Source organism: Nonomuraea sp. N2-4H (assembly GCF_045291505.1).
Taxonomy (GTDB): Bacteria; Actinomycetota; Actinomycetes; order Streptosporangiales; family Streptosporangiaceae; genus Nonomuraea; species Nonomuraea fastidiosa.
In genome coordinates, this window is record NZ_CP147987.1 from 2,457,268 (window position 1) to 2,483,678 (window position 26,411).

General features: G+C 72.3%; 28 protein-coding genes and 1 pseudogene. 14 read left to right on the forward strand and 15 right to left on the reverse strand.

Going from position 1 to position 26,411, the window contains the following annotated elements:
* The first annotated feature begins 23 nt into the window (after window positions 1-23).
* The 4 genes from WBK31_RS11185 to WBK31_RS11200 all read left to right on the forward strand — a co-directional run bounded on the left by WBK31_RS11185 (window position 24) and on the right by WBK31_RS11200 (window position 3,698).
* Entirely contained in the window at window positions 24-1,241 is a 1,218-nt protein-coding gene (locus WBK31_RS11185; protein ID WP_406675478.1) for a serine hydrolase domain-containing protein, read from the forward strand.
* Window positions 1,217-1,855 carry a serine hydrolase domain-containing protein gene (locus WBK31_RS11190; RefSeq protein ID WP_406674763.1) on the forward strand — a complete coding sequence of 213 codons (639 nt, stop codon included), beginning with the start codon at window positions 1,217-1,219 and terminating at the stop codon, window positions 1,853-1,855. The genes WBK31_RS11185 and WBK31_RS11190 overlap by 25 nt, the downstream gene beginning before the upstream one ends.
* A 192-nt stretch (window positions 1,856-2,047) precedes the next feature.
* Entirely contained in the window at window positions 2,048-3,286 is a 1,239-nt protein-coding gene (locus tag WBK31_RS11195) for an Ig-like domain-containing protein (protein ID WP_406674764.1), read from the forward strand.
* Between the two features lie 103 nt (window positions 3,287-3,389).
* The gene (locus WBK31_RS11200) at window positions 3,390-3,698 is read left to right on the forward strand and encodes a hypothetical protein (RefSeq protein WP_364067927.1); all 309 of its coding nucleotides are present in this window, start codon (window positions 3,390-3,392) and stop codon (window positions 3,696-3,698) included.
* 196 nt (window positions 3,699-3,894) lie between these two features.
* On the opposite strand, the gene WBK31_RS11205 is transcribed toward WBK31_RS11200, so the two are convergent.
* From WBK31_RS11205 to WBK31_RS11215, 3 genes are all read right to left on the reverse strand, one after another.
* Window positions 3,895-4,170, reverse strand: coding sequence for a hypothetical protein (locus tag WBK31_RS11205; RefSeq protein WP_364067925.1), 276 nt, complete (start codon window positions 4,168-4,170; stop codon window positions 3,895-3,897).
* Window positions 4,167-4,817, reverse strand: coding sequence for an SPFH domain-containing protein (locus tag WBK31_RS11210; protein WP_364067923.1), 651 nt, complete (start codon window positions 4,815-4,817; stop codon window positions 4,167-4,169). Before WBK31_RS11210 ends, WBK31_RS11205 begins: the two co-directional genes overlap by 4 nt.
* Window positions 4,818-5,406: 589 nt before the next feature.
* Window positions 5,407-6,900: a phosphoesterase gene (locus WBK31_RS11215; protein WP_364067921.1), complete on the reverse strand. Its 1,494-nt coding sequence runs from the start codon at window positions 6,898-6,900 to the stop codon at window positions 5,407-5,409.
* A gap of 168 nt (window positions 6,901-7,068) precedes the next feature.
* Between WBK31_RS11215 and WBK31_RS11220 the strand changes: the two genes are divergently transcribed.
* Together WBK31_RS11220 and WBK31_RS11225 are read left to right on the forward strand one after the other, a co-directional pair.
* Entirely contained in the window at window positions 7,069-7,866 is a 798-nt protein-coding gene (locus tag WBK31_RS11220; RefSeq protein ID WP_364067919.1) for a GNAT family N-acetyltransferase, read from the forward strand.
* Window positions 7,867-7,914: 48 nt separating this feature from the next.
* Complete coding sequence (locus WBK31_RS11225; RefSeq protein WP_364067917.1) at window positions 7,915-8,346, forward strand: nitroreductase family deazaflavin-dependent oxidoreductase; 432 nt, start codon at window positions 7,915-7,917, stop codon at window positions 8,344-8,346.
* Window positions 8,347-8,404: 58 nt separating this feature from the next.
* Here WBK31_RS11225 and WBK31_RS11230 read toward each other — a convergent pair whose 3' ends face one another.
* Genes WBK31_RS11230 through WBK31_RS11265 form a run of 8 tightly spaced genes read right to left on the reverse strand, consistent with a single transcriptional unit; the run spans window position 8,405 to window position 15,333 of the window.
* Window positions 8,405-8,689: a YciI family protein gene (locus tag WBK31_RS11230; protein ID WP_364067915.1), complete on the reverse strand. Its 285-nt coding sequence runs from the start codon at window positions 8,687-8,689 to the stop codon at window positions 8,405-8,407.
* A 34-nt stretch (window positions 8,690-8,723) separates the two neighbouring features.
* Window positions 8,724-9,617, reverse strand: a complete 894-nt coding sequence (locus tag WBK31_RS11235) for an amidohydrolase family protein (protein WP_364067913.1) — start codon at window positions 9,615-9,617, stop codon at window positions 8,724-8,726.
* A 5-nt stretch (window positions 9,618-9,622) separates the two neighbouring features.
* Entirely contained in the window at window positions 9,623-10,738 is a 1,116-nt protein-coding gene (locus WBK31_RS11240) for a VWA domain-containing protein (RefSeq protein WP_364067911.1), read from the reverse strand.
* Entirely contained in the window at window positions 10,731-11,615 is an 885-nt protein-coding gene (locus tag WBK31_RS11245; protein WP_406674765.1) for an AAA family ATPase, read from the reverse strand. Before WBK31_RS11245 ends, WBK31_RS11240 begins: the two co-directional genes overlap by 8 nt.
* Window positions 11,605-12,621 (reverse strand): molybdopterin cofactor-binding domain-containing protein, encoded by a 1,017-nt coding sequence (locus WBK31_RS11250; protein WP_364067908.1) that lies wholly within the window; start codon window positions 12,619-12,621, stop codon window positions 11,605-11,607. Before WBK31_RS11250 ends, WBK31_RS11245 begins: the two co-directional genes overlap by 11 nt.
* Window positions 12,622-12,624: 3 nt before the next feature.
* Entirely contained in the window at window positions 12,625-14,076 is a 1,452-nt protein-coding gene (locus WBK31_RS11255) for a xanthine dehydrogenase family protein molybdopterin-binding subunit (protein ID WP_406674766.1), read from the reverse strand.
* The gene (locus WBK31_RS11260) at window positions 14,006-14,524 is read right to left on the reverse strand and encodes a (2Fe-2S)-binding protein (RefSeq protein WP_364067905.1); all 519 of its coding nucleotides are present in this window, start codon (window positions 14,522-14,524) and stop codon (window positions 14,006-14,008) included. The genes WBK31_RS11255 and WBK31_RS11260 overlap by 71 nt, the downstream gene beginning before the upstream one ends.
* Before the next feature lie 11 nt (window positions 14,525-14,535).
* Window positions 14,536-15,333 carry an FAD binding domain-containing protein gene (locus WBK31_RS11265; protein ID WP_406674767.1) on the reverse strand — a complete coding sequence of 266 codons (798 nt, stop codon included), beginning with the start codon at window positions 15,331-15,333 and terminating at the stop codon, window positions 14,536-14,538.
* 83 nt (window positions 15,334-15,416) lie between these two features.
* Between WBK31_RS11265 and WBK31_RS11270 the strand changes: the two genes are divergently transcribed.
* The 5 genes and pseudogenes from WBK31_RS11270 to WBK31_RS11290 all read left to right on the forward strand — a co-directional run bounded on the left by WBK31_RS11270 (window position 15,417) and on the right by WBK31_RS11290 (window position 18,446).
* A complete protein-coding gene (locus tag WBK31_RS11270) occupies window positions 15,417-16,109 on the forward strand; it encodes a GntR family transcriptional regulator (RefSeq protein ID WP_406674768.1) in 693 nt (230 codons plus the stop codon).
* Window positions 16,110-16,175: 66 nt separating this feature from the next.
* Window positions 16,176-16,607: pseudogene (locus tag WBK31_RS11275) on the forward strand (protein kinase domain-containing protein); the annotation flags it as partial.
* Between the two features lie 79 nt (window positions 16,608-16,686).
* Window positions 16,687-17,487, forward strand: a complete 801-nt coding sequence (locus WBK31_RS11280) for a hypothetical protein (protein WP_406675581.1) — start codon at window positions 16,687-16,689, stop codon at window positions 17,485-17,487.
* A gap of 160 nt (window positions 17,488-17,647) precedes the next feature.
* Window positions 17,648-18,040 carry a hypothetical protein gene (locus WBK31_RS11285; RefSeq protein WP_364067902.1) on the forward strand — a complete coding sequence of 131 codons (393 nt, stop codon included), beginning with the start codon at window positions 17,648-17,650 and terminating at the stop codon, window positions 18,038-18,040.
* Between the two features lie 115 nt (window positions 18,041-18,155).
* Window positions 18,156-18,446, forward strand: a complete 291-nt coding sequence (locus tag WBK31_RS11290) for a TraR/DksA C4-type zinc finger protein (protein WP_364067900.1) — start codon at window positions 18,156-18,158, stop codon at window positions 18,444-18,446.
* Between the two features lie 377 nt (window positions 18,447-18,823).
* Here the strand turns inward: WBK31_RS11290 and WBK31_RS11295 are convergent, their stop codons facing one another.
* Complete coding sequence (locus tag WBK31_RS11295; RefSeq protein ID WP_406674769.1) at window positions 18,824-19,654, reverse strand: alpha/beta hydrolase family protein; 831 nt, start codon at window positions 19,652-19,654, stop codon at window positions 18,824-18,826.
* 132 nt (window positions 19,655-19,786) lie between these two features.
* Here WBK31_RS11295 and WBK31_RS11300 point away from each other — a divergent pair, with 132 nt between their 5' ends.
* Window positions 19,787-20,329, forward strand: coding sequence for a leucine-rich repeat domain-containing protein (locus WBK31_RS11300; protein WP_364067896.1), 543 nt, complete (start codon window positions 19,787-19,789; stop codon window positions 20,327-20,329).
* Between the two features lie 436 nt (window positions 20,330-20,765).
* Entirely contained in the window at window positions 20,766-22,094 is a 1,329-nt protein-coding gene (locus WBK31_RS11305; RefSeq protein WP_364067894.1) for an LLM class flavin-dependent oxidoreductase, read from the forward strand.
* Window positions 22,095-22,186: 92 nt separating this feature from the next.
* On the opposite strand, the gene WBK31_RS11310 is transcribed toward WBK31_RS11305, so the two are convergent.
* Entirely contained in the window at window positions 22,187-22,345 is a 159-nt protein-coding gene (locus WBK31_RS11310; protein ID WP_406674770.1) for a hypothetical protein, read from the reverse strand.
* 190 nt (window positions 22,346-22,535) lie between these two features.
* On the opposite strand from WBK31_RS11310, the gene WBK31_RS11315 reads away from it, so the two are divergent.
* Window positions 22,536-23,357, forward strand: coding sequence for an FHA domain-containing protein (locus WBK31_RS11315; RefSeq protein WP_378789785.1), 822 nt, complete (start codon window positions 22,536-22,538; stop codon window positions 23,355-23,357).
* Between the two features lie 6 nt (window positions 23,358-23,363).
* On the opposite strand, the gene WBK31_RS11320 is transcribed toward WBK31_RS11315, so the two are convergent.
* Together WBK31_RS11320 and manD are read right to left on the reverse strand one after the other, a co-directional pair.
* Window positions 23,364-24,935: a glycoside hydrolase family 31 protein gene (locus tag WBK31_RS11320; RefSeq protein WP_364067888.1), complete on the reverse strand. Its 1,572-nt coding sequence runs from the start codon at window positions 24,933-24,935 to the stop codon at window positions 23,364-23,366.
* Between the two features lie 75 nt (window positions 24,936-25,010).
* Window positions 25,011-26,219, reverse strand: coding sequence for a D-mannonate dehydratase ManD (gene manD / locus WBK31_RS11325; RefSeq protein ID WP_364067886.1), 1,209 nt, complete (start codon window positions 26,217-26,219; stop codon window positions 25,011-25,013).
* Window positions 26,220-26,411: the final 192 nt, after the last annotated feature.

The window sequence follows — 26,411 nt, forward strand, 5'->3', positions numbered from 1 at the left end:
TCTGCGAGGAGTGAGTGATCGATATGGACCGCCGCCGTTTTCTGGCATTGGCCGGTGCCGCCGCAGGTGCGGGCATCGCCGCGCCCGCCTACGCCGCGAGCTACCCCTGCTATGACAGCGGCGTACCGGAGGAGATGCACGGCAAGCTCGCCGAGCTGGCCCCGTACGGCATCACGGCGCTGGCCTTCACGCCGTCCGGCGGCTGGGTGATCGTCACCAAGGACGGCCGCTACTTCGCCCGCGGCATCCCCGACGCGTGCTTCGCCGAGCTCGGCTCGCTGGTGAAGGCCGGTCGGCAGATCACCTGCGTGGCCTTCCCGCCCGAGGGCGGCGACCGCTGGGTGATCACCACGGACAAGGGCGTGTCGGCGCGCGGCCTGCCCGAAGAGTGCCGCCAGCGCATCGACGCGTACTACGACGCGGGGCAGCAGGTCGTGTGCGTCGCCTTCCCACCGGCCGGCGGCGACCGCTGGGTCGTCCTCGCCTCCAACGGCTTCTACGCGCGCGGCGTCGACGACGAGTGCTACCAGATGATGCGCAACCTGACGCAGGGCGGCCGCCGCATCACGCACGTCGCCTTCCCCAAGGCCAAGGGCTGGGTGGTCGTCGCGCAGGACACCTACTTCGCCCGCGGCATCCCCGACGCCTGCTTCTCCCGCATGGGCACCCTCTACAACGGCGGCTGGCAGACGCACTCGCTGGCCTTCAGCCCGTCCGGCGGCTGGGCGCTCAGCACGCGCGGCAAGATGCCGTCCCTGCCCGCCGACAAGGTGCGCAAGGTCGAGAACTCCGTGGGCGGCGGCACCATCTGGCAGCGGATGAACGCCTACAAGACGCCCGGCGTGGCGGTCGCGGTGGTCACCGGCAACAAGATCGCCTGGTCCACCGGCTACGGCTGGCTGGAGGCCGGCAGCGGCGCGGCGGCGCACCCCGAGACCGCGTTCCAGGCCGCCTCCATCAGCAAGGCGGTCGCCACGGTCGGCGTGCTGCGCCTGCTGCAGACCCGCAAGATCGCCCTCGATGCGGACGTCCGCCCCCTCCTCGGCTGGACGCTCGGCCGCCGCTCCTGCCTCACCTCGAACGCCGTGCCCACCATCGACCGGCTGCTGACCCACCGCGCCGGCGTCATCGGCCGCGGCTCCACCTCGCCGGCCGCGTCTGCTCCGGCTTCGACGCGGGCGGCGGCGGCTTCGCCGGCTACGGCCCGAGCGCCACCGTGCCGACGCTGCTGCAGGTCATGAACGGCGAGGGCAACTCGCCGAAGATCGAGCTGACCACGGCGCCCGGAGCCGAGTACCACTACTCGGGCGCCGGGTTCGTCCTGCTGCAGCGCATGGTGGAGCAGCAGACCGGGCGGCCCTTCGCCGCGTACATGGCCGACGAGGTGTTCGCGCCGCTCGGCATGACGTCCAGCTCGTACGCCCTGTCGCCCGGCTTCGAGCTGGCCGCCGGCCACACCTCGACCGGCGCGGTCATCCCCGGCAAGCGCAACCGCTACCCCGAGTCGGCCGCCGCCGGCCTCTACACCACGGTCCTCGACCTGTGCCGCCTCATCTCCTACCTCAACCGCGCCTACACCGCGTCGGGTGACATCGACGGCCCGCTGACCAGGGCCTCGGTGCACACCATGCTCACCAAGGGCCCGCAGCCCACCATGGGCCGCGGCGTGTTCCTCGCAGGCGCCGGCACCGACCGCTTCTCGTACCGGCACGACGGCTCCAACTACGGCTTCAGGTCGCTGTTCGAGGGCTTCCCGAAGCTGGGCGCCGGGTATGCGGTGCTGGCGAACGGCAGCGACACGGCGCTGGTGACGGAGATCGGCGCGGCCATCAAGAAGGTGTACGGCTGGGGCTGACCGTCGCGGCCGAGCCCGGCCCGGCCGCCGCCCCGCGCGCGGCCCTGAAGGTGTCCGGACGCCGACCGGCTACAGGGGTCCCAAGACGTGCATCACCGATGATCACCGACTGGTCACAGAATGTCAGCATGATTACCCTCAGTCACGGGCATAACGCTCACCGTCCCGCCAAGGGGCTACCTAGTCGGACATATGGGGGAATCGGAGGCGTCGGCGATGCGGAACGGCGGCACCATACTCATCAGCACCTGCGCGGCGGTGCTGCTCGGCACCGCCGCCTGCGCACCGGCCGGTGACTCCGGCCCGCCGCCGGAGAAGCCGCGCCGGGCCCCGCTCCCGCCGCCCGCGCTGTCGATCACCCCGGCCCACGGCGCGAAGCGGGTGCCGCCGGACACCAGGATCGGCCTCAAGGTCACCGGCGGCGAGATCACCTCGGTGTCCGTCACCGACGCCAAAGGCCGCGAGGTGCCCGGCCGCCTGGCCGCCGACGGGACGTGGCGTCCGGCGTGGCCGTTCAAGCCGTCGTCCGCCTACACCGTACGGGCCCAGGCCGCCGCGCCCGACGGCGGGAAGACGGTCACCGAGCGGGCCGCGTTCACCACGCTGAAGCCGAAGCGCGTGCTCGAGACCGGCATGTCGCCGCTCGAGGGCGAGAAGGTCGGCGTCGGCATGCCCATCCAGCTCCTGCTGTCGAAGCCGGTCACCACGCAGAAGGACCGCGCGGCCGTCGAGCGGTCGCTCACGGTCCACATGTCCAAACCGGTCGAGGGCGCGTGGAGCTGGGTGAGCGATCGGGAGGTGCAGTACCGGCCCCGTACGTACTGGCCGGTCGGGGAGAAGGTCACCGTGGTCGCCCACATGGCCGGGCTGCGGATCGGGCGCGACGTGTGGGGCGCCAAGGATCGTACCGTGCACTTCACCGTCGGGCCCCGCCACATCACCACGATCAACAACAAGACCCACAGGGCGGTCGTCCGCAGCAACGGCAAGGTCGTCAAGACCATCCCGGTCAGCCTGGGCAAGCCCGGCTACGAGAGCTACTCCGGCACCATGATCGCCCAGGAGAAGGCGCCGGACTTCCTCATGGACTCCGCGACCATCGGCATCCCGGGCGAGTACCTGCACCGCACCAAGTGGAACGTCCGGCTCACCTACAGCGGCATGTTCTTCCACGCCGCGCCCTGGTCGGTCGGCGACCAGGGCCGCCGCAACGTCAGCCACGGCTGCGTCAACGCCAGCACCGCCAACGCCCACTGGTTCTACAACTTCACCCAGCGCGGCGACATCATCAAGATCACGGGTACCTCGCGCAAGCTGCGCTTCGGCAACGGCCCGACGCCCTGGACCAAGACGTGGGAGGAGTGGCTGGCCGGCAGCGCGCTCAAGACCTCGACCGACACCTCACCCGGCGGGACCTCGACCGACGCCTGACCCACCAGGCCCTTAACGGACGCCTGACCCGCTGGGGCTTCGAGGGACGCCTTGACCTGCTGGGACCTCGATGGACGCCTGACCTTTTGGATGGAGTAACCCGATGAACCTTGCCGCAAGAACGATGACCACCGGACTCGCCGCCCTGGCCTGCCTGTTCGCCTCGGCCCCGGCTCCGGCGTGGAGCGCCGCGCCCGAGGGCAACGCCCCGATGTGCGTGGCCGTCTGGCAGACCACAGGCCGGTTCACCAAGACCGGTTTCGCCCGCAACGACTGCAAGACCCGCCTGCGCCTGAAGATCATGTGGGGACGCGGGATGGACGGCGACTGCCAGACCGTCGATCCCGGTAAGACCATCTCCTCACAGGTCTTCAGAGGCGTCCGCTCCTTCGACGGCGCGAACACCTGCTGACCCGACGTCGACCCGACACGACCGGATCCTGGCCGGCGGTGCGGCCGCGCTGAGTGGTGGCCGGGTCCTGGCCGGCGGTGCGGCCGCGCTGAGTGGTGGCCGGCTTCAGGTTGGCGGTGGCGGGCCGCCGCTCAGGGGCGGCCCGCCACCGCCGTGGGCCGCCGCTCAGGGCGGCACGCCGCCGCCGTGCGGGACGCTACCCGCGAGCCTCGTGCAGGATGTCCTCCAGGCGCTGCTCGACCGCGGCCAGCCGGTCGGCGAGCGGACGGCTGTGCAGCAGGTCGGCGAGCTGGTCGGCCTCCACCTGGTCGAGCTCCAGGGTGACCGCCGGGGTGTCGGGGTTCTGCCGGTCGTACAGGATGATCGTGCGCTGCCCGCCGGCGCTGACGATGACGGCGAGGTGGTCGCCTCGCCGGGTGTCGCAGTGATGGACGGTGCCATTGCCTGGGACGTGGGTGTGCGTGATGTTCACCGGTGGGTGTCTCCTTCCGTGAGGGGCACTGCTGCCGCGGGGGCGGGGTCGGGACGGCGCGGGACCTCCGCTCGCCGGACGCGGGCGATCAGCTCGCCCCGGAGCGGGACCTGGACGTCGGTGACGGAGAGCAGGGTGACGCGTACGCCCCACCGCCGCGCCGCCCGGCTGACCCGCTCCGCGAGGTCGGGTCCGGCGTGCGTGACCAGGCCGGGAAGGTCGGCCAGGTCCCGACGGCCGACCTCCCTGCGCAGCTCCGCCTCGGCGGCGATCGTGGTGGCGGTCAGCGGGCCGTCGGCAGCGCTCGCGTACCGTACGGGGTCCTCGACGGCCGCCACGGCGGTCGCCCTGACCTGCACGGTCACGCCGTCGCGGGTGACCAGCTCCTTGGCGAACAGGTCCAGGTAGGTCAGGCGCAGCGACACCCGTACCGCGCGCTCCATGAGCGGCCACACGACGACGAGCCCGGGACCGCGCACCCCGGCCGCGCGCCCGAGCCGGTGCACCACGAGCCGCTCGTCCTCCCCGACCACGCGCAGCGTCCGGGCGGCGAGCGCGGCGAGCGGCAGCAGGGCCACGAACAGCCACATCAGCGGCTCCGCCACCGTGAACGCCTGATAGAGGGAGGTCGTCCGGTCGTTCGTCATACCCTCACCCCCTCACCGTTCGTTCCGTTTGCCGGGAATCGGGTTCGCCTGGTTACCAGCTTGGTCGGCGCCTGATGCCGCCACCATCGGGCTCAGCACCCATCTCCGCGGGTGGAAACCATGCAGACGCGTTCCGGTGAGGCCGACGCTGGGAGGCCGAGGTGTGCCAGCATGGCCGGTATGCCGATCTTCGTCCCCCTGGCAGGTCCGGTTCGTGGCTGATCCGTGGGTGAGGAGTGGGGGCAGGTCGGGCGGGAGGTGCTGCGGCGGGCCGCTCAGGAGGCGCCGCGGGCGGCCGGTTGAGCTTCACCTTGGCGCCCGTCGTGCCGAAGGGCCGGGGCGCGCGGGTGTACGGGTGTTCTCCGCATCTCGGGAAGGGGTCGCGTCGCGGCCTGGCACCGCGTGCAGCGGCCGGCTGGTGGACGAGCTGTTCGAGGCCGCTGGTGCGCGGCGCGCGTTCATCCGCCCGGCGCTGCGTCGGGACCGGGCGGCCGCGCTGCGGTTCTTCGCCGCGGGGCCGCAGCCGGTGTGAGGCGCCGACGGGTGTCCCCGGTGTGAGGCGACCGGCGCGTGTCCCCGGCGTGGCGGGTCAGCGGACGCGGATGAAGACCGGGTTCGAGTAGAACCACAGGTCTTCCCACGGGCTCTCCTTGCCGTCCGCTTGCGGCTCCATCTCGTCGGTGCTGGTGCCGCGCACCCGCAGGTAGCTGTCGTGACCGACGTCGCGCAGCGTGTAGCGGATGACGCGGTCCTGGCCCTGGCGGCGCCAGTCGTTCGGGCCGAAGCGGGCCACGACCTTGGTGGTGGGGTTGGTGTCGGCGTCCAGGTCGGCGCTGACGCCGGTGACCTGGCCGACGATGAGGTCGACGCGCCGCACCTCGGGGTGGTCGCCGTTGGCGTTCCTGCCGTTCAGCGGCCGGAAGCGGATCTCCACCTCGACGTCGTCGCGGCCACGCGAGTTGATCACGAGCGTCTCGCTGACCGTGGCGCGGCGACCCTGGGCGGCGGCGGTGACGTCGAGCGCGGTGATGAGGTCACCGGTGGTGACGAAGATCCGGCCGTTGCGCAGGGCGTCCATGATGTCGTCGTAGTCCTGGCGGGCCGCCACGTACGTCTTGCTGTACTCGCCGGGCCAGAAGTCGGAGCCGCCGCGCGTCCAGTGGACGTGCGAGTCGGACGTGGCGGTGATCCACCAGTGGCGTCCCTCGCCGAGCAGCGCGTCCCACAGGCCGCCGACGCGGGCGGTCATCTGGTCGAAGCCGCCGTAGGTGGGGTGGTTGCCGTAGCCGCCGCGCGCGCCGCCGTTGAGCGGTCCTGCCTGGTGTCCGGGCGCGCCCTCGAAGCCGACGTACACGTCGGGTGCGGCGTTGTTGCCGTTACGGAACTCGCGCGGCGTGTCCTGACCCCACACGCCGAGCCCGGTCGCCGACCGGGAGGCGTGGTGGGCGATCACCAGCGGCTTGCGCGGCATGGCGCGGGCGGCCTTGAGGAACTCGACCATCTTGGCCTCGGTGTCGCGGCCGGGGTCGGCGGGGAAGGCGTCGTGCTTGGCGAAGCGGCTCTCCAGCTCGAACAGCTGCTGCGCCTCGCCCTCGTGGTGGGGGATCATCAGCGTGTGGTGGTCGAGCGCGGGCGCGTCGAACTCCATGCCCCAGAACTGCAGCACCTCGGGCACCAGCACCCGCGACCGCAGCAGGTCGGGGTAGGCCTGCTCGAGGTTGACCTTGGAGTGCGTGGGGCCGCCGTGGTCGGTGCACATCGCCCAGGTCAGGCCGAAGTACTTGGCCATGATGGCGTTGGTGACGATCGGGTAGACGGCGTCCGCGCCTTTGTGGAAGGTGGGCGGGTTCGTCTTGGTGTCGAACTCGCCGCTGTACTCGGAGTGGACGTGGTGGTCGCCGGCCCGCCACATGCGGCCCTGATTGCCGCCGTGGCCGAACTTGCGCTCGTCGTCGGCCTGTGCGGGGGTGCCGCCTGCGAGGGGCGCCGCGGCGGCGAGGGTCGCGCCGATGCCCGCGTACTTGACCAGCCGGCGGCGGGAAAGCCCGGAGTGCTCGGTCTCCTCGGCCTTCTTGTTCTTCACGGTGCTGCCTTTCCTGCAATAAAGAGGGTGACAGCCGACAAATCTCTGATACGGGCATGAACGACGTATGAAGCCGCGCTGGCGCCCAGGGGAACAGTGCACGCCAGGCGGTCGCGGCGCCGGAAAAGCGTTTGAGACGGCCGGAGAGCGATGGTTAGCCTGCCGTTCATGATTCCGCTTGTCCGGCACCACCTGGCCCCCGAGCAGGCCGGCCCGGCGCTGCGCGCGCTGAGTGAATGGACCCCGGAAGACGTCCCCGCCGGCGGCGTGCACCCCGGCGACATCGGGTGGTATCTCCGGTTCGAGGACGCGGTCGTGTATCTCTGGACCGCCGGCGGCACGCCGGTGGCGGCCGGGTTCCTCGACGGCAAGGCGCTGCGCGTGACGACCGCGCCGGGCGCCGACGTGGAGGCGATCGCGGCGGACGCCGAGGAGCTGCTCGCACCGGACGAGCGCCGTACCGACGGCCTGCCGATGCCCGGGTTCCGGCGCGAGCTTGAGGACCCCTGGGTCGCCCTGACGTGGACCCCGCGCCCGGTGGCCACGCCCCGCGCCGAGTTCGTCGACGCCGGCTCCGCCGCCGATCGGGTGCTCGTGCAGCGCTCGGCGTTCCCCGGCTCGACGTTCACGGTCGAGCGCTGGCACGCCATGAAGCGCTCACCGGCGGGTGACCTCGCGGTGGAGGCGCTCGTACGCACGCCGGAAGGGGCGCCCGCCGCCGCCGTGACCGGCTGGTTCGCGGGCGAGGGCAGGTGCGCGCTGCTCGAACCCGTCGGCACCCACGCCGATCACCGGGGCCACGGCTACGGCCGCGAAGCGGTGCTGGCCACGTGCGCGGCGCTGGTCGAGCGCGGGGCGAGCGCGGTCGCCGTCGTCACTCCGAAGTCGCTCACACCGGCGGTGGCGCTCTACCGCTCGGCCGGGTTCACCCTCGTACGCGAGAACCACGACTGGGTGGCCGCCTGACCCGCACAACCGGGAATGAGATCGGCGCGCCCGTTGTTGATCGCTCCCATGGCTGACCAGAACGTCGAGCTGAGCCCCACCGACTGGGTGCGGGAGCAGACGAAGAAGATCCTGGAGACCGGCACCACCGAAGGCATTGACGTCGGGGGACGGCAGGTGGTGCTGCTGACCCTGCGCGGAGCGAAGACCGGCAAGCTGCGTTACACGCCGGTCATGCGGGTGGAGCACGAGGGCAGCTACGCGGTCGTGGCGTCCAAGGGCGGCGCTCCCGAGCACCCGACGTGGTACTACAACATCAAGGCCCACCCTGAGATCCGGCTTCAGGACGGCACCGTGACCCGCACCTACGTCGCCCGCGAGGTCGACGGCGAGGAGCGGGCGGCCTGGTGGGAGCGGGCGGTCGCGGCCTTCCCGCCGTACGCCGAGTACCAGGAGAAGACCGAGCGCCGCATCCCGGTGTTCGTGCTCGATCCGCAGTGACGAGCCCGCCGCCGTCGCCCGTCCGGCACAAGAGGCGACGGCGGCGGAGTCCATGGTGTCAGGATCCGGCGGACAGGGCGCCGACCGTCACGCGCCACTCGCGCAGCCGCCGGTCCTTGGTGACGCCGAGCTGCGTGTACGGGTCCTGCTCGACGAGCGCCTGCGCCGCCTTCTCGTCCTCCGCACGCAACACGATCATGCCTTCCGTCAGGTCCGTGTACGGTCCGGCGGCGACGAGGCTGCCCTGCTCGTACAGCTTGTTCAGATGGGCGAGATGGTCGTCGCGGCGCTCGGCGCGCAGCGGGGTGTCGTGATAGCCGTAGGTCAGGACGAACAGTGCCATGGCGGGTTGATTCCTTTCATCAGTGTCATACGTGTCACCGTGCCAGCCCGTACACCCGTCGTGCGGTGCCGGCGAAGACCGCCTGCTGGTCGGCGGGCGGGAGGTGGGCCAGCGCGTCCTTCCACGCGCCGACCAGCGGGGGCATGGTGGTCCAGAGCTTCTCGACGGGGAAGTTGGTGCCGAACATCGCGCGGCCGGCGCCGAACCGGGCGATCACCTCGTCGGTGACCATGGAGATCAGGCCCGGGTCCACCCGGTGCACGAACGTGCCCTGCCCGGTGAGCTTGACGACGACGTTCGGCAGCCCGGCCAGCGCGGCCATCCCCGACCGCCACGACTCGGCCTCCTCGTCGCCGATCAGCATCCCGGCGTGCACCAGCACGAACGTGACGCCGGGGAAGTCGGCCACCAGGTCGGCGGCGTCGGCCATCTGGCCGGGGAAGACCTGCAGCTCGAACAGCCAGCCGAGGTCGGCGAGCGCGCCGACGTTCTTCCTGAACACCGGGTCCTTCATGCGGTCGGGCTCGTCGGCGAAGCGGAACTCGGGCCGCTCGTGCCAGTGCAGCTGCTGCCGCACGCCCCGCACCAGCGGGGTGATCGCGGCCTGCCGCCGCATGACCTGCGGGGCGTCCTCGTCGAACATGTCCGCCGCCGCGACCACGGCCATCGGCCAGCCGCTTTCCTCGTGCACCTCGCGCAGCCAGCGCACCTCGTCCTCGACCCGGTCAAGCGGCCAGTTGGTCTGCACGTAGACGGACTCGGTGATGCCGCAGGCGGTGGCCTCGGCGACGTACTCGTCGATCAGGTAGTCGCGCCTGATCGCCTCGTACGGGCCGAAGATGCGCGGCACCATCGGCCCCGACAGCCACGGCAGGTCCGCCTTCCGCCAGATGTGGTGGTGCGCGTCGACGATGGGACCCGTGTACATGACGATCACTCCCTGCTGAGGGTCTTCAGCTGCTCGTACGCCGTGCGCAGGTCACGGACGCCCGCGAGCCCGTCCAGATGGCCGAGCACCGCCGACATGCCGCGCGTGACCGGCCGGTACGCCGGATCGCAGGCCAGCGGCGTCCACCACAGCAGCCGGTGGCCGAGCAGCGACAACCGGCGCACCGCCGCCCGCATGGGCTCGCAGTCGCCGCGCTCCAGGCCGTCCGACAGCACGATGATCAGCGCGCCGCGCGCCATCGTGACGTAGCGCGGGTTGCCCAGGAACGCCCGCAGCGAGGCGCCGATCCTGGTGCCGCCCTCGGCGTCCAGGACGACCTCGCCGAGCGCGGCGACGGCCGTGTCCACATCCCGCGCCCGCAGCGTCGCGGTCACCCTGGTCAGCCGGGTGCCGAAGGTGAACACCTCGGCCCGCTCCAGCCGCGCGGTCACGGCGTGCGCGAAGCGCAGGTAGGCGGCGCTGTGCTGCTTCATCGACCCCGAGACGTCGATGAGCAGCAGCACCCGGCGCGGCCGCCGCGGCCGGTCCCGCCGGCGCAGCGTCACGATCTCGCCGTGGGTGCGCCACGACTCGCGGCAGATCCTGCCGAGGTCGATCCACGGGCCGCGCCGTGCGGGCCTGCGGCGCCGCGAGCGCACGACGGGCACCGCGCGGCGCACCTCCCGCCGCAGCAGCGTGAGCACCGCCCGCTCGGCCTCGCTCGCCGGGCCGAACGCCGGCCGCCGCTCGTGCTCGGCCTGCCCGGCCTCGCGGCCCGCCCGGCCGCCGAGCGCCGCCGCGAAGGGCGTCTCGTCCCCCTTGTCGCGCGGCGCGGGCGTCTCGTCGTCGGGGGACTCCTCCTCAGGTACGGGCCGCGCCCGCGCCGTGCCGAACCAGCGCTCGAACGCCGGGGTGTAGACCTCCAGGTCCTCGGGGGACGCGGTGAGGGTGCTCGCCCCGATCCAGTACAGGTGCGTGACGTCGCGCGGGCCCGCGGCCTCGATCGCCCGCAGGAAGACCAGCCGCCGGGGCACCGGCACCCGCAGCCCCTGCTCGTGCAGATCGCGCAGGAACCCGTGCACGTGCTCGGCGACGCGCCCGGCGAACCCGGGGTCAGTCACGGAACACCTCCGCCGCGTGCCGCTCGACCAGCGCCAGGTCCTCCTCGTGCTTGACGAGCAGCCCGGCCGACCTGCGCATCGCCTCCGGCCAGCTCGCCCCTTCGCCGGCGAGCGTGCGCACGCCGCGCGCCCACGACGCCGACTCCGCGATGCCCGGCCGCTTCAGCAGCTCCAGCGCGCGGATGCGGTGCACCGCGGCCACCAGCCGGGCCGCGCTCCGCTCGTCCAGGCCGGGCTCGCGCGCCTGGATGATCGCCCGCTCCCGCTCGGCGTCGGGGAAGGGGATCCAGTGGTAGAGGCAGCGCCGCTTGAGCGCGTCGTGCAGCTCGCGCGTCCTGTTGGAGGTGAGCACGACGAACGGCCGGCTCGCCGCCCGCATCGTGCCCAGCTCGGGGATCGTGATCTGGAAGTCGCCGAGGAACTCCAGCAGGAACGCCTCGAACTCGCTGTCGGCGCGGTCGATCTCGTCGATCAGCAGCACCGCGCCCCGCTCGGTCCGCAGGGCACGTAGCAGGGGCCGCTGCAGCAGGAACTCCTCCCGGTACAGCGCGCCGACGCCCCGGCCCTCGGCCTCGGCGGCCCGCAGCGCCAGGAGCTGCTTCGGGTAGTCCCACTCGTACAGGGCCTGGGAGGCGTCCAGGCCCTCGTAGCACTGCAACCTGATCAGCTCGCGGCCGAGCACCCTGGCCAGCACGTTCGCGATCTCGGTCTTGCCGACGCCGGGCTCGCCCTCCAGCAGCAGCGGCAGCCCGAGCACCCCGGCCAGGTGCACGGCGGTCAGCAGGCCCTCGCCCGCCAGGTAGCCCTCCGCGCCGAGCCGCCGGCCCAGCTCGTCCTGGTCGGCGAGCACCGCGTCGGCCGGTTCCTCAGCCCGCACGGCCGGCCCGCAGCTCGTCCAGCCCGCGCAGCACCTTCTCCGGCGTGAACGGCATGCTCGTCAGCCGCACCCCGACCGCGTCGTACACCGCGTTCGCGATCGCGGGGATCGGCGCGTTCGCCGTCATCTCGCCGATGCCCTTCGCCCCGAACGGCCCGTTGTCGGCGGGACGTTCGAGTAACACGCTGGTCTGCACCGGAAGGTCGGCGGGGCCCGGCATCAGGTACTCGGTGAAGTCGAGCGGGCCGTGCTCGCGCGAGTGCGGATAGTACGGCTCCGTCGACTCGAACAGCGCGTGCGACAGCCCCATCCAGGCGCCGCCCTCCACCTGCTGCGTCGCGATGGCGGGGTTGAGCGCCCTGCCCACCTCGTAGGTGTTGTAGAGCCGCAGCACCTCGATGACGCCCGTCTCGTCGTCCACCTCGACCTCGGCCACCGTGCACGCGTGCGCCTGGCAGGAGTCCGGGTCCATCTCCCCGGTCTCCGGCACCACCGTGCTCGGCTCCTTCAGGAACATGCCCCGGCCGGAGATCGTGCGGCCCTGGCGGAAGTGCGCGGCCAGCGCCACCTCGCTGACGTGGATCTTCTTCTCCGGCGCGCCCTTGAGCCTGATGTGGCCCGTGCCGTCGGTCTCCAGGTCGTCCGCGTCCACCTCCAGCTCGTCGGCCGCCACCTGCAGCATGACCTCCCTGGCCTCGCGCGCCGCCATGATCACCGCGTTGCCGACGCGGTGGGTGCCGCGGCTGGCGAACGTCCCCATGCAGTGCGGTCCCGTGTCGGTGTCGGCGGTGTCGACGATGACGTTCTCGATCGGGACGCCGAGTGTCTCCGCCGCGCACTGCGCGACGACCGTGCGCAGCCCCTGCCCGAGGTCCACCGAGGAGAGCGTCACCACGAACCCGCCCATGGTGGTGGCGTGCACCAGGGCCTGTGAGGGGTCGCCGCCCAGGTTCATCCCGGTCGGGTAGTTGACCGCCGCGTACCCGCGCCCGCGCCGCAACGCCATCGCTCAGCCCTCCGCCCGTTCGCCCGACGACATCGCCCGGTATTCGTCCGGCAGCTCGTGACCCACCAGGTCGGCGGCGCGCTGGATCACTTCGACCAGCGCCGTCCCCGACGCGATCTTGCGGTGCGCCTTCATGTCGCCGTCCCGGTAGGCGTTGAGCAGCCGCAGCCGTAGCGGGTCCATGCCCAGTTCCCTGGCCACCCGGTCCATGTGCGACTCCAGCGCGAAGTCACCGATCGTGACGCCGAAACCGCGCATGGCGCTGGACGGCGTCCGGTTCGTGTAGACGCAGTAGCAGTCGACGTGCACGTTCGGGATCGTGTACGGGCCCGGCATGTGCGCCGCCGCCTTGGTCACGCCGTACGGGCTGTGCCGCGAGTACGCGCCCGCGTCCACGTACAAGGTGACCTGGCGGGCGATGATGCGGCCGTCGTTCATCACGCCGTCCTTGATGTAGATGCGCTCGGCCGCCCGCGTGGACGACACCTGCATCTCCTCGGCGCGGCTGTAGACGTACTTGGCGGGCCTGCCGGTCAGCATCGCCGCCAGGCAGGCCAGCGGCTCCACGATGACGTCCACCTTGCCGCCGAAACCGCCGCCCACGGTGCCGCCGACCACCCGCAGGTCCGTGGGCGGGACGCCGAGGATGAGCGCGGTGTTGTCGAGCGTGAAGAACGCCGCCTGCGTGTCACTGTGAATGCGCAGCCGCCCGTCGCCCTGCGGCACGACGATGCAGCCGGTCGGCTCGACCGGCGCGTGCTCGATGGGGGAGGAGTCGTAGCGGCCCTCGATGATCCGGTCGGCCTCGGCGAAGGCCCGCTGCACGTCGCCGAAGCGCACCCTCCGGCAGTGGTGCCCCTCGTAGACGAAGTGGTTGGTGCCGGCCTGCTTGATGATCGGTGCGCCCTCGGCCAGCGCCTCCTCCACGTCGAGCACGGCGGGCAGATCCGTATAGTCCACCTTGACCCGGGCGGCGCCCTCGCGGGCGGCCTCCTCGGTCTCGCCGACCACCGCGACGATCGGCTCGCCCCGGTAGAGCACCCGATCCTCGGCCAGCACCGGCTCGTCGTCGGGCCCCACCCCGATCAGGCGCAGCACGACGTACCAGTTGTTCGGCACGTCCTTGTACGTGATGACGCGCAGCACACCCGGCACCTGCAGCGCGCCGGAGACGTCCACGCTGTTGATGAGCGCGTGGTGCCGGGTGGAGCGGTGGATCTTGACGTGGGTCAGGCCCGGCGGCGTCATGTCCTCGAAGAAGACCGTGCGGCCGGTGACGTGGGAGCGGGCGTCGGAGCGTTGGACGGGGGAGCCGATGACGGAGAAACCGCCGTCCCCCGCTCCCGGGCGAAGTACGAGGTGTCGATCGGGGTGAGGCGGAGGCTCATCGCTCGGCCCCCGCGGGCTCGCGCTCTTCGCTGTCGGACGCCGCTTGGCGGCGGCGTCGGGCCGCATCGAGGACGGCGTTGATGATCGGCTCGTACCCGGTGCAGCGGCAGACGTTCCCGCAGATCGCCTCTATGACGTCCTGCCGCGTCGGATCCGGATTGCGGTCGAGCAGCGCCGTGGCCGACATGATCATCCCGGGGGTGCAGAAGCCGCACTGCGTGGCGAACCCATCTACGAAGGCCTGCTGCACGTCGCTGAGCCGCTCGCCGTCCGCCTGGCCCTCGATCGTCTCCACCGACGAGCCGTCGACCGTCACCACGGGGACCAGGCACGACACCACCGGCCGGCCGTCCAGCAGGACCGTGCAGCTGCCGCAGCCTCCCTGGGCGCAGCCGCGCTTGGCGCCCGTCAGCCCGAACGTCTCGCGCAGGGCGGTCAGCAACGTCATCGAGGGGCGGGCGATCAGCTCCCGCTCCGCGCCGTTCAGCGTGAGCGTGACGATCTGTGACGGCATGCGATCCCCTTTCAGGCCCCGAGCAGGGCGCGACGCAGGTGGACGGGGTAGACCCTGGCGCGGTACCACGCGGAGGCGTACGCGTCGTCGAACGGCTCGAAGGCGTCCGCCGCGGCCGCGCGGGCGATGACCTCGGGGGTGAGCGGCTCGCCGAGCAGCACCCGCTCGGCCTCGACGGCCCGTACCAGGCGGCGCGCCATGCCGCCGACGGCCAGCCGCACGCCGGCCACCACGCCGTCCTCGACCGCGATCCTGGCCGCGATCGTGACGATGGAGCCCGAGTTGAGGTGCCGCCTGGCCGCCTTGTGGAAGCGGAAGGCGCCCTGCTCAGGGGCGGTGAACCGGATGCGCGTCACCAGCTCGCCGGCGGGTAGTCCGCCGGCGGCGATCCGCTCCAGGGGCTCACCGCGTACGCCGTCCGCGCCGAGCACGTCCAGCTCGGCGTCCAGGGCGAGCAGCGCCGCCGCGAGATCGCCGTACGGCTGCGGCACGAAGAGGTTGCCCGCCACGGTGGCGAGGTTGCGGACCGGCGGGGAGGCGATCGAGCGCACGCAAGGGGAGAGGTAGGGGAGCCGGGGGTCGTCCTCGACGTCCGCGAGCGTGGTGGCCGCGCCGATCGCCACGCTGCCGTCCTGGACCTGGATGCCGCGCAGCCCGGCCTTGCGCAGGCTGACCAGCCGGACGTCGGTGCCGGCCGCGTCGTTCAACCGGGGCATCAGGTGGGTGCCGCCACCCAGGGGGAGGGCTCCGTCTCGGAGGTATGTCCTGGCCGCGTCCGCACTGTCCGGCATCTCAACCGATATCAGCATCTGCGCTCCAATTATCGATATCGATAATTTGAAGCTAGATGAGAGGATTTGAGAGTCAAGAGGCAGTTTCGAGGGGAGGTCTGGTGGCGGAATCCCCGGTCCACCCGTCCACCGCGCCGCGCTCCGCCCGGCCGACCCTGAGCCTGCAGATCCGCGACGGCCTGCTACGGCGGATCGTCACCGGCGAACTGGGCGAGGGGGAGCGGCTGATCGAGACGAGGATCGCCGCCGAGTACGGCACCAGCCAGGCCCCCGTACGCGAGGCGCTGCGGCAGCTCGAAGGGCTGGGGCTCATCGAGAGCCTGCCCAGGCACGGCAGCCGGGTGCTGCCCTTCGCCGAGCAGACGATCCGCGAGGCGTACATCCTGCGGGCGGCGCTGGAGGAGACCGCGACGCGCCTCGCCATGCTGGCCGGGGCGCTGCCGCTCGACCGGCTTGAGGAGGCGGTCCAGGACATGTACGCCTGCGCCCGCGCCTCCGACGTCACCGGCATCGGCCTGACCAGCGCCCGCTTCCACCGCCACGTCGTACAGGCGGGCGGCAACGGCCTGCTGACCCGCGCCTGGGAGGCGCTGCAGATCGAGGCCCGCACCGCCATCGCGCTCATGGTCACCCGGCCTGAGCTGGAGCACGTCGCCGACGAGCACCGCGAGCTGCTGGAGGTCATGCGCACGGGGGACGTGGAGGCGGCCTGCCGCCATGCCCGCGACCACCAGTGGGCGTACGCCGACACGCCGCACGATGCGTACGGGACGCCGAGGCGGCCGACGTCCTGACCCTGGGCCGGCCGGGGCATGGCGGCGTGATGTCGGCCATGCGAGGTCAGCGGCCGGTGAATTTCTATGACATTCCGTGTTACTCACGATCTTCCGGCTAAGGTGCTGAAGATCCAGAGTGCTGACACGGGGGACTCATGCCGCAGGCCGAACCGCTCTGGGAGAAAGATCCGCCCGTCGGCGCTGGCCGCCATCCACCAGGCCGGCATCGTGCACCGCGACTTCCAGCCCGCCAACGTGCTGCTCGGCCCCGGCGGGCCGCGCGTCATCGACTTCGGCATCGCCCGCTCGGCGGCGGCCGGGCCGTCCGGGGTCAGCGGCGTCATGGGGACGCCCGCGTACATGGCTCCCGAGCAGCTCGCGGGCGAGCCCGTCGGCCCGGCCGCCGACGTGTTCGCGTGGGCGGGGGTGATGGTGTTCGCCGCGACGGGGACGCCGCCGTTCGGCAACGACTCGCTGCCCGCCGTGATCCGCCGGATCCTGCACGACGAGCCGTACCTCGGCGACGTGCCCGCCCCGCTGCGCCCGATCCTGCTGGCCTGTCTGGCCAAGAACCCGGCCGCCGAGCATGCAGGACGTGCTGCTCTGGCTGCTCGGCTCCCGCCCGGCCCCGCCGATGCCCCCGGCACCCCCGATCTCCCAGGTGCCGCCCGCTGGGCCGGCCATGGCGCCGCAGCTCGGGCAGCCGATCGGCCTCGCCACCGTGCCGCCCCCGGGGCGGTCTCACAGGCGCGGCAAAGGGACGGCGGTGCTGATCGGTGCGGGCGCGGTGGCCGGTGCCCTGGTGGCGGGTGCGGTCGTGTTCCTGCCACCGGGCACGAGCGGCGCGGCCGCGCCACCCGTACAGACGCCCGCCCTCGAACGGACGGAGGAGAGCGATGAGCCGGCCGCCACGACCGGAGGCCCCGAAGCGAACATCTCACCCTCCACAAGGCCCACGCCCCGCCACAGCAGCAGCCCCGAGCGGACCCCTGAGCGGACCGCCCGTTCCACGCCCCGTCCGAGCACGCTGAAGACCACGGCGGCCGCGCCCAAGACCACCGCCCCGAAAGCCACGAAGACCGGCACCTCATCCGGCGGCACCGTCCGGCTGGTGTCGGTGACGCTCGACGGCGTGAAGATGGGCGGCTGCTACAGCCCCAGCGCGTTCCCGGTCGCCACGCTGTCCGGACCGACGGGCAAGCAGATCCCGTACGGCTACCGCTGGGTCGTGGACGGCCAGGACGAGGGCTGGCTGACCGGATACCTCACCAACGGCTCCGACGTGCTGCGGCGTAGTCCGCTCAGCTCGTTCCCCGGCCGGCACACAATCGTCTTCCGCCTGCTCACCCACGCCAAGGCGTCGAAGACGCTGACGTTCACGATCTGCAAAATCTGACCCTGCCCGCCGCAGGGGTGGGCGCCGCACGAAACCGCGCCGTCCACGGGGAAACCGCGCTGCGGAGAAGATCGGTTGAGGGCGCGTACGCCGAATCGGGCCGTACTCAGTTCCGCGGATGGATGCCCTTTTTCATACGGTCTGGGCTATGGTCGGGCTTATGGCGGGACCGTGGGGCACCACGACACCACGAGGCTCCCTCGCGCTATGCGGCGTGATGGGCCTGCTCCTGCTGTCCCTGCTCGCGGCCGGCCTGATGGCCGGCGCGCCCTCGGGCTGGAACGGCCCTCACCTGGTGACCCGTTCAGCCCTGGCCCCGACCTCGACCGACGACGAACACGCCGGCGACGACGGCCTGGCCAGCCTGCCACCGCAGGCCACCAGCGTCCGTGAACACCCCGTGCTGACGTTGTGGCCGCCCCTGCGCGGCACGCACGACGAGGCCGCCCACCTCGCACTGCTGCCCGGCCCGCGCCCCGACGCGGACCTGACCGGCGACCCCCAGCAGTTCGGGCACCGCACCACGGGCTCACGCAGCCCACCCCTGATCTGACGCCACCCCTGTCTTCATGATCACCATCACTCCAGCGCAGCGCTGGAGGCCCCCGCATCCGACGCGGACGCGCCGTTATCCCCTTTTCGCGTACAGCGAGGAGCAGATCAGCGTCATGGCCGACGACAGATCAGTCCACACCCACCTGCAGCACTACACCGAGCACCTGAACCGGCTCGAGGAGCTGCGCGAGCTGCTCGACGAGCGGCTCGCCGCCACCGACCCCGTGCTCGACCACGCCGCCGCCCACCGCATCAGCGACGCCCTGGACCGCATGGACCGCGGGCTCTACGGCATCTGTGAGTGCTGCGGTATCTTCATCCCCTTCGACCAGTTGCTCCAGGCTCCGGACCGTACGGCCTGCGCGAGCTGTTCGCATGTACGCCGCGAGGAGGCCGCCGCCTGACCGAAGCCGCTGCACCGGAGCCGTCTCACCGGCGTTGCCTGACCGGCGCCGCTGACCGGCGCGCCCGGGGTGGCCGCCGCCCGCACCGCGACCACCCCGGGACCCGCCGTTCCGGCATGCGCTGATCGCGGCGGGCAGTGCTCGCGGCAGCCGCCGAAGCGTGCGATGTCCGGCGCGACGAAGGCGGCCTCCGGCGTGAGCGCCAGCGCCTGCCGCATGGACGCCCGCCGGACCGCCCCCGGAAGGCCGGCTCCCCGCAGCCGCTCGTAGTGGCGTCCGCCGATGGTGACGTCGACCATCGGGTACGGGTTGCGGGGCCGCGGCTCACCGGCGCCGACCGCCGAGGCCAGGCCGACCGGCCCCGGCCGCACACGCCGTCAGAGGTAGCGCGCGAGGAAGTCCGAGAGCGTGCGGGCCAGCGTCACCCGCTGGTCCGACAGCGCGTGGTCGGTGGGCAGCACCCGGTGGTGGAGACGCTCGACGGGATGCTTCTCGTACGCCGCCACGAGCGGGTCATGGTGCACCTCGCTCGGAGTGACGTCGTCGCGGCCGGTGCCCACCAGGAGCACGGGCCGGTCGGCGAGCCGGGGCGCGAGGCCGGCGAGCCGCCAGGCGTCACCGGCGGCCTCCATCTCGGCCACGAGCGCCTCCCCGCTGGTGCCCTTGAGCGGGGTGAGCGAGCCGGCGAACGCCTCGACGTACGCGGCGCGGCGGCCGGGATCCTCGCGGCACTGCGCGACGGCCGCGCCGAAGTCGAAACCGGCGATCGAGGCGACGGCGGCGATATGCGGGTCCGCCGCCGCGGTCATCAGCGCGGCGAAACCGCCGAGGCTGTGCCCTGCCACCGCGAGCCGCGCGGGATCGAGCCGATGCGCGGAGGCGAACTCCGGCTCGCGGACCTTGGCCACCACGGTCGCCGCGTCCTCCAGCACGTTGCCCCACGACCAGGACCCGCCCACACCCCACGAGCCGCGGTAGTGGAACACCAGCGCCGCGTATCCCGCCCTGCGCAGCGCCTGGGCGAGGTCGAAGTTGCGCTCGTTGCCGGGAAAGCCGTGGAGCAGCACGACCATGGGGTGCGGCCCGCGCCCGGCCGGCACGTGCAGCACGCCGAGCAGGTCCTCGCCCGCGCTCTCGAACGTCACCGCCGGCGTGGTGGCGGGGAACTCGGCGTCGAGCGGCGGGTCGACGGCGAGAGGATCGGTCATCGTACGCTCCAAGCATCACGTCAGGACAAGCCGGTTGCAGCATGTCAGACGGGACCCGGGCATCGGACGCCGGAGGGCGCTTGACGGGGACCCGTGCGTGCGGCCACGAACGGTCGTTCGAGAAAGGACCGCATGCGCGACGTGCTCAACCTGTGGCGACAGCCGCTCGGCGAGGTGCCCGGCGAGGTCTGGGAGCGTACCGGGCTGGAGGTGCTGATCCTCGCCGAGACCGGGCTCATGGCGCTCCCGCCCGAGATCGTGCGGCTGCGCCGGCTGGTCACCCTGGACCTGGGACACAACGAGCTGACGTCCCTGCCCGATGAGCTGGGTGGGCTGACCGGCCTGAGCGGCTGCCTCTACCTGCACGACAACCGCCTGCGCGAGCTGTGGCTGCGCGGCAACCGCATCGAGCACCTGCCGCCCTCGGTGGCCGATCTGCGCGAGCTGCGCCACCTCGAGCTGCGCGACAACCGGCTCGCCGAGGTGCCGGAGCCGATCGCCGAGCTGCCGCTGCTGCGCCAGGTGGACCTGCGGGGCAACCGCATCACCCGGCTGCCCGGCTGGGTCGCCCGCATGCCCGCCCTGGAGAAGCTCGACCTGCGCTGGAACCCTTGCGACCCCGACCCCTCCCTGCTGGCCGCGCTGGAGGAACGCGGCTGCGTCGTCCTCACCTGACGAACGCGCCCGACCTCTCCGCAGGCGCGCGCCGGTGATGCCCGCAGCACGGGCCGGAGGCCGCCGCCCCGCCACCGATGGTTCTGCCGCCTCGGTCTCCAGCCGGAGTCCGCCGAGGCCGCTGGGGCCGCCGCTGAGCCCCGCCCGGGACCATCGAGCTGATATTTCATGTATAGCCTATAGGAAATATTGACTTTATGAGGGCGTGATCGTACCTTCGAGTGCATGAGCCAGGGCCTTCTCCTGACCCGGCGCCCGCACGTGGACCACGGCCACGTCTCCAGCGCGCAGTGTCGCTGATCACGGATCCTCCTCGCCCCGTGCCCGCCTCGGGGGCGGGCACGGGGGAGGAACCCCTCTTTCACCCGGGCACCCGGGCATCGGCGCGCCCGCAGCCTGACCACCGCCGAGCGCCGCTTTCCACCTGGAGGACCACGTGACGAGAAAACTGCACCTCAACGCCTTCCTCATGGGCGTCGGCCACCACGAGGCGGCCTGGCGCCACCCCCGTAGCGAACCCGGCAAGATCGCCGACGTCCGCCACTACCAGGAGCTCGCGAAGATCGCCGAGCGCGGCGCGCTCGACTCGGTGTTCCTCGCCGACGGGCTCGCGCTGCGCGGCAAGGTACGCCACAACGCGCTCGGCGGCCTCGAACCGCTGACCCTGCTGACGGCCCTGGCCACCGTCACCGAGCGCATCGGGCTCATCGCCACCGTCTCGACCACGTACAACGAGCCCTTCCACGTGGCGCGCAAGTTCGCCTCGCTCGACCACATCAGCGGTGGCCGGGCCGGCTGGAACATCGTCACCTCGGCGAGCGAGGCCGAGGCCGCCAACTTCGGCATCGAGCGCCCCGCACACGCCGCCCGCTACGCGCGGGCCGCCGAGTTCCTCGACGTCGTCACCAAGCTCTGGGACAGCTGGGAGGACGACGCGATCCTCGCCGACCGGGCGGCCGGCACGTACGCCGACACCGACAAGATCCACCCCATCGACCACACCGGCGAGCACTTCTCCGTCAAAGGCCCGCTGAACACCTCGCGCACCCCGCAGGGCCGCCCGCTGCTCGTCCAGGCCGGCTCGTCGGAGGACGGCAAGGAGTTCGCCGCCCGCCACGCCGAGGCCGTCTTCACCGCGCAGCAGACCCTGCAGGACGGCCAGGAGTTCTACGCCGACCTCAAGCGCCGCCTGGCCGCCTACGGGCGGCGGCACGACGAGCTGCTCGTCCTGCCCGGCATCTCACCGATCATCGGCTCGACCGAGGAGGAGGCGCGCGCCCTGGAACGAGAGCTCGACGAGCTCATCATCCCCGCGTACGGGCTGGCGCAGCTGTCCTACCTGACCGGCATCGAGCTGACCGAGGAGCACCTGGACGGCCCGCTGCCCGACGTGCCCATCGAGACCGAGGGCGCGCAGAGCCGCCGCAAGCTCGTCGTCGAGCTCGCCAGACGCGAACGCCTCACCGTCAGGCAGCTGCTGTCGCGGCTCGCGGGCGGGCGTGGCCACCGCGTCGTCACCGGCACGCCCGAGCAGATCGCCGACCAGCTCCAGGAGTGGTTCTTCAACGGCGCGGCGGACGGCTTCAACATCATGCCGCCCCTGCTGCCCAGCGGCCTGGAGGTGTTCGTGGACCACGTCGTACCGGAGCTGCGGGCACGCGGGCTCTTCCGTCACGAGTACGACACCCGCACCCTGCGCGCCCACTATGGCCTGCCCCGGCCGCCCTCCCGTTACGCCGCCCGCCGCGAACCCGTCGCGGTCTGACCGGCCGGGGCCGGGGGAGCGGGGCCGCCGAGCCGCTCCAGGCGCGGGCCGGCCAGGCGGGGGCGGGCGGGCTCGGGTAGCCCGTACCGTGCTCAGGTGGCCCGCACCGTGCTCAGGCTGGGCGACGGCGGAGGCTCGGGGAGCAGGGACCGCAGCTCGATGTTGATGGCACGCAGCCGTTCCTGCTCCCCGTTGTCCAGGGCGCGTTCGCCGTCACGGATGAGGCGATCCGCCGTGGCCTGGTGACGCATCTCACCGCGCAGCCCTCCCCCGGAAAGGCGCGGTCGTGCAGAGACCATCTTGCACGATGTGTCCGCTCTCCAACAGAGAGTCACGAAGAGAGATCGCGTCTGCGGTACCGGAGACGTGACGACCGCCTTTCGTACCGGCTGGTCAGGACTGACGTTGACTTCGTGCGGCAGGGACAGAAAAGATCGCCATATGGCGCGCACCGAACGTCGGCCGCGCAGCAAGGTGCACCTGCTGCCGACGTCCCAGGGAGACGACATCACCGGCCTGCCACCCGACGTGCCCGGCACCCTGTACGTCCGGGGCGGCCGCGGCGGGATCAGGGTCGCCCCCGATGCGGGGTTCGAGGTGGTGTTCGGGCGCTCGGAGCCGGACGTGCACGTCTGCGTGGGCGCCGACGACCCGTACGTCAGCCGCCGCCACGGCTCCATCGTCCGCGAGGACGGGCAATGGGTGCTGTGCAACCTCGGCAACCTGCCGATCCGCCTGCCCGGCGGCCGCCTGGTGCTCACCGGGCACAGGACACCGTTGACGGCCGCGTACACGCCGCTGTTCATCGTCGCCCCCGAGCAGGAACACCTGCTCGAAGTGCGGATCGTCAGGGCGTCCGTGCCCCGGGGCGCGGACGCGGAGACGCGCGCCCGCCTGGAGGCCGAGACCCGCGAGCCGAACGGCTGGGTGCTCACCGAGGTCGAGCGGCTGGTGCTGGTCTGCCTCGGCCAGCGCTACCTGCGGCCCGAGCCGTGGCCGCAGCCGCTCACCTGGTCGCAGGTCGCCGACGAGCTGAGCCGCCTGCGCCCCGGCGAGCAGTGGACCGCCAAGCGCGCCGCCCACATCGTCACCCAGACGCGCAAGCGGCTGAGCAAGAAGGTGCCGGGGCTGCTTGAGGAGGAGATCCCGCCGCCGCTGGGCAACGCGCTCAACCACAACCTCATCACCGCCCTGCTGGTCAGCGCCACCATCGGCCCCGCCGACCTCCGCCTCCTCGACGAGCCGGACGATCCCGGCTCCTGACCGCGCTCAGCGGGCGGGCAGGCGCTCGAAGCGGGGGAGCCGCGTCAGGTCGCAGGCGACCGTGACGCGGGCGGGCCCCTCGACCGCCGTGCCGTCGTCGGCTCGCCAGCGGCCTTCCGGCAGCACGACCTCCCGCTCGGTGGCGCCCTGCGCGAGCACTGGGGCCACGATGAGGTCCGGGCCGAGGAAGAACTGGTCGGTCACGTCGTCGAGCCCCGGCGCGTGGTACGCCATGGGGCGCACGATCGGCTCCCCGGTGGCGGCGGCGTGGTCCACGAGGCCGAGGATGCGGGGCAGCAGCGCGGCGCGGACGGCCAGCGCCTCGCGGACGGCGGCCAGGTGCGTCGCGTCGAGCACGCGGGTGGGCAGCACGGAGAACTGCATGATGGGGGCGAGCGCGGCGACCTGCGCGTACCGGACGAAGAACTCCTGATCGGTCGCCCCCTGCGCGGACACCGAGCCGATCTCGCCGCCGCCGATCATGTCGGGGCAGACGAACGCGTGCCCGATCAGCCCCTGGGCGAGCATCTCCGGGATCAGCGACCCGATCCCGTCCGGCCCCCACAGCGCCGGCTTGTCCTGCAACCGCTGGGCGAGCGGCTGACCGCCCATCCGCCAGCACGCCCGGAACTCGTTGTACGGATACCGCAGCCCCACCCGCGCCCACGCCTCGCACAGATCGACCGGCTCGGCCGGCTCGGCGGTGCGGTCATCGGCCCGGTAGTCGCGCACGTCACCGGCATCGAACTTGAAGCCGTCCACCCCCGTCTCCTCGACGAGCGCGTCGAGCCGGGAGGTGATCCACTCGACGGCGCCGGGGTCGGTGAGGTCGAGGGCGGCGCTGAACCCGTTCCACCACCGCCGGATCGCGGTCTCGCCTGAGGCGTCCCGCAGCAGCACCCCGCGCCCCTCCAGCTCGCGGAACGCGGCCGAGTCGGGGCTGACGAACGGCACCACCCACAGCATCACCGAGCAGCCCCATTCGTGCAGCCGGGCGACCATCGCGGCCGGGTCGGGGAAGCGGGCGCGGTCGAACCGCCAGGTGCCGTAGTCCTCCGCCCACAGATCGTCGATCAGCACCACGCCCGGCGGCAGGCCGGCGTCCAGGAGGTCGCGGGCGAAGCGCAGCACGCCCTCCTGGGTGGGCGTGTACGGGTGCTCGATCCAGGTGCTGTACTGCGGCCCGGAGAACAGCCGCCGGGCGGGGGCCCGCCCGGACGGCGGGAAGAAACGGTGCGCGGCGGACAGGAACGCCTCGCGCAGCGTGCCGCCCGCCCTGCTCACCTCGATGCCGCGCCCCGACAGCCGCAGTCGGCCGCCGTCGAACGCGAACGCGAACGGCCGCTCCGACCACACCACCCGCCCCCGGGTGGACAGCAGCACGGGAGCGCTCTGGTTGGACGGCCCCCCGGGTTCGCGGGGCCCGCCGAGATCGCGGGTGAAGGGCCGCGTGCCGTACGGCATCGACAGCCCGTCGTCCACCGAGCCGCCCCACCACCGCTCGCCCGCCTCCACGGCCAGCTCCAGCTCGTCACCGGCCAGCAGCGGCTCGACAGCGGGGCGGGGAGAAAGTGTCATCGGGGACCCTTCGCGGGCAGGCACGCGATTTCGGATCGACGCTAAAGCAACGGCCCGGCCGCCGCAAACCCCGTCCTACCAGTTGAACATCGTGCCGTCCTCCAGGCGGCTGACCGGCAGGTACGCCCGCTTGTACGGATACCGCTCGGCCAGGTCGTCCCGGTAGTCCACGCCCAGGCCGGGCGCGTCGCCGGGGTGCAGGTAGCCGTCGGAGAAGGTGTAGGCGTGCGGGAACACCTCGTCCGTCTCCGGCGTGTGCCGCATGTACTCCTGGATGCCGAAGTTCGGGATCGACAGGTCGAAGTGCAGCGCCGCGGCCATGGTGACGGGCGACAGGTCGGTGGCGCCGTGGCAGCCGGTACGTACCTGGTGCACCGCCGCGTACGCCGCCGCCGTGCGCAGGTGGGTGATGCCGCCGCCGTGCACGACGGTCATGCGCAGGTAGTCGATGAGGTTCTCGCGCAGCAGCACGGTCGCGTCGTGGATGGTGTTGAAGATCTCGCCGACGGCCAGCGGCGTCGTGGTGTGCTGGCGGACGATCCTGAACGCCTCCTGCTGCTCGGCCGGCACCGCGTCCTCCAGCCAGAACAGCGAGTACGGTTCCAGCTCCCGCCCGAGCCGGCCCGCCTCGATCGGGGTGAGCCGGTGGTGGGCGTCGTGCAGCAGGTGCACGTCCCTGCCGTACTCCTCGCGGACCCTGGCGAACAGCTCGGGCACGGTGGCCAGGTACTTCTCCGTGCTCCAGACGTCCTCACTGGGCAGGCCCTCACCGGCGGGCTCGTAGAACAGGTCGCCCCTGCCCACCCCGTACGTGGCCTTCAGCCCCGGCACACCCGCCTGCACGCGCACGGCCTTGTAGCCCATGTCGATGTAGCGGCCGACGGCCTCCACCGCCTCGCCGACGCTCTGGCCGTTGGCGTGGCCGTACACCATGACGCCGTTGCGGCAGGCGCCGCCGAGCAGCTCGTAAACGGGCACGTTGAGCGCCTTGCCCTTGATGTCCCACAGCGCCATGTCCACCGCGCCGATCGCGGTCATCGTGACCGGGCCGCGCCGCCAGTACGCGCCACGGTACAGGTACTGCCAGATGTCCTCGATCTGGAACGGGTTGCGGCCGATCAGGCAGGGGGCGACGTGGTCGCGCAGGTAGGAGGCGACGGCCAGCTCGCGGCCGTTGAGCGTGGCGTCGCCGAGCCCGTACACGCCTTCGTCGGTGCGGATGCGGATCGTCACGAAGTTGCGTCCCGGGCTGGTGACGAGCACTTCGACGTCGGTGATCTTCAAGCGGTCTCCTTAGGTACGCGCGCGCACCCCGTACGGGGGCTGTTCCATGACGCTAACCGGGGCCGTCGTGCCGGCTGCGCGCGGGTGGGCTCGTGCCGGCTGCGCGCGGGTGGGCTCGTGCCGGCTGCGCGCGGGTGGGCTCGTGCCGGCTGCGCGCGGGTGGGCTCGTGCCGGCTGCGCGCGTGGGGCTGG

Bases quoted from the DNA above. Each gene is read 5' to 3' on its own strand.
- WBK31_RS11220 (WP_364067919.1), top strand. From the start codon at position 7,069: ATGATTCCGCTTGTCCGGCACCACCTGGCCCCCGAGCAGGCCGGCCCG.
- WBK31_RS11230 (WP_364067915.1), bottom strand. From the start codon at position 8,689: ATGGCACTGTTCGTCCTGACCTACGGCTATCACGACACCCCGCTGCGC.
- WBK31_RS11290 (WP_364067900.1), top strand. From the start codon at position 18,156: ATGGCCGACGACAGATCAGTCCACACCCACCTGCAGCACTACACCGAG.
- WBK31_RS11320 (WP_364067888.1), bottom strand. From the start codon at position 24,935: ATGACACTTTCTCCCCGCCCCGCTGTCGAGCCGCTGCTGGCCGGTGAC.
- WBK31_RS11185 (WP_406675478.1), top strand. From the start codon at position 24: ATGGACCGCCGCCGTTTTCTGGCATTGGCCGGTGCCGCCGCAGGTGCG.
- WBK31_RS11210 (WP_364067923.1), bottom strand. From the start codon at position 4,817: ATGACGAACGACCGGACGACCTCCCTCTATCAGGCGTTCACGGTGGCG.
- WBK31_RS11260 (WP_364067905.1), bottom strand. From the start codon at position 14,524: ATGCCGTCACAGATCGTCACGCTCACGCTGAACGGCGCGGAGCGGGAG.
- WBK31_RS11295 (WP_406674769.1), bottom strand. From the start codon at position 19,654: ATGACCGATCCTCTCGCCGTCGACCCGCCGCTCGACGCCGAGTTCCCC.
- WBK31_RS11195 (WP_406674764.1), top strand. From the start codon at position 2,048: ATGGGGGAATCGGAGGCGTCGGCGATGCGGAACGGCGGCACCATACTC.
- WBK31_RS11265 (WP_406674767.1), bottom strand. From the start codon at position 15,333: ATGCTGATATCGGTTGAGATGCCGGACAGTGCGGACGCGGCCAGGACA.
- WBK31_RS11255 (WP_406674766.1), bottom strand. From the start codon at position 14,076: ATGCGGCCCGACGCCGCCGCCAAGCGGCGTCCGACAGCGAAGAGCGCG.
- WBK31_RS11315 (WP_378789785.1), top strand. From the start codon at position 22,536: ATGGCGCGCACCGAACGTCGGCCGCGCAGCAAGGTGCACCTGCTGCCG.
- WBK31_RS11285 (WP_364067902.1), top strand. From the start codon at position 17,648: ATGGCGGGACCGTGGGGCACCACGACACCACGAGGCTCCCTCGCGCTA.
- WBK31_RS11235 (WP_364067913.1), bottom strand. From the start codon at position 9,617: ATGTACACGGGTCCCATCGTCGACGCGCACCACCACATCTGGCGGAAG.
- WBK31_RS11250 (WP_364067908.1), bottom strand. From the start codon at position 12,621: ATGGCGTTGCGGCGCGGGCGCGGGTACGCGGCGGTCAACTACCCGACC.
- WBK31_RS11300 (WP_364067896.1), top strand. From the start codon at position 19,787: ATGCGCGACGTGCTCAACCTGTGGCGACAGCCGCTCGGCGAGGTGCCC.
- WBK31_RS11200 (WP_364067927.1), top strand. From the start codon at position 3,390: ATGAACCTTGCCGCAAGAACGATGACCACCGGACTCGCCGCCCTGGCC.
- WBK31_RS11310 (WP_406674770.1), bottom strand. From the start codon at position 22,345: ATGCGTCACCAGGCCACGGCGGATCGCCTCATCCGTGACGGCGAACGC.
- WBK31_RS11225 (WP_364067917.1), top strand. From the start codon at position 7,915: ATGGCTGACCAGAACGTCGAGCTGAGCCCCACCGACTGGGTGCGGGAG.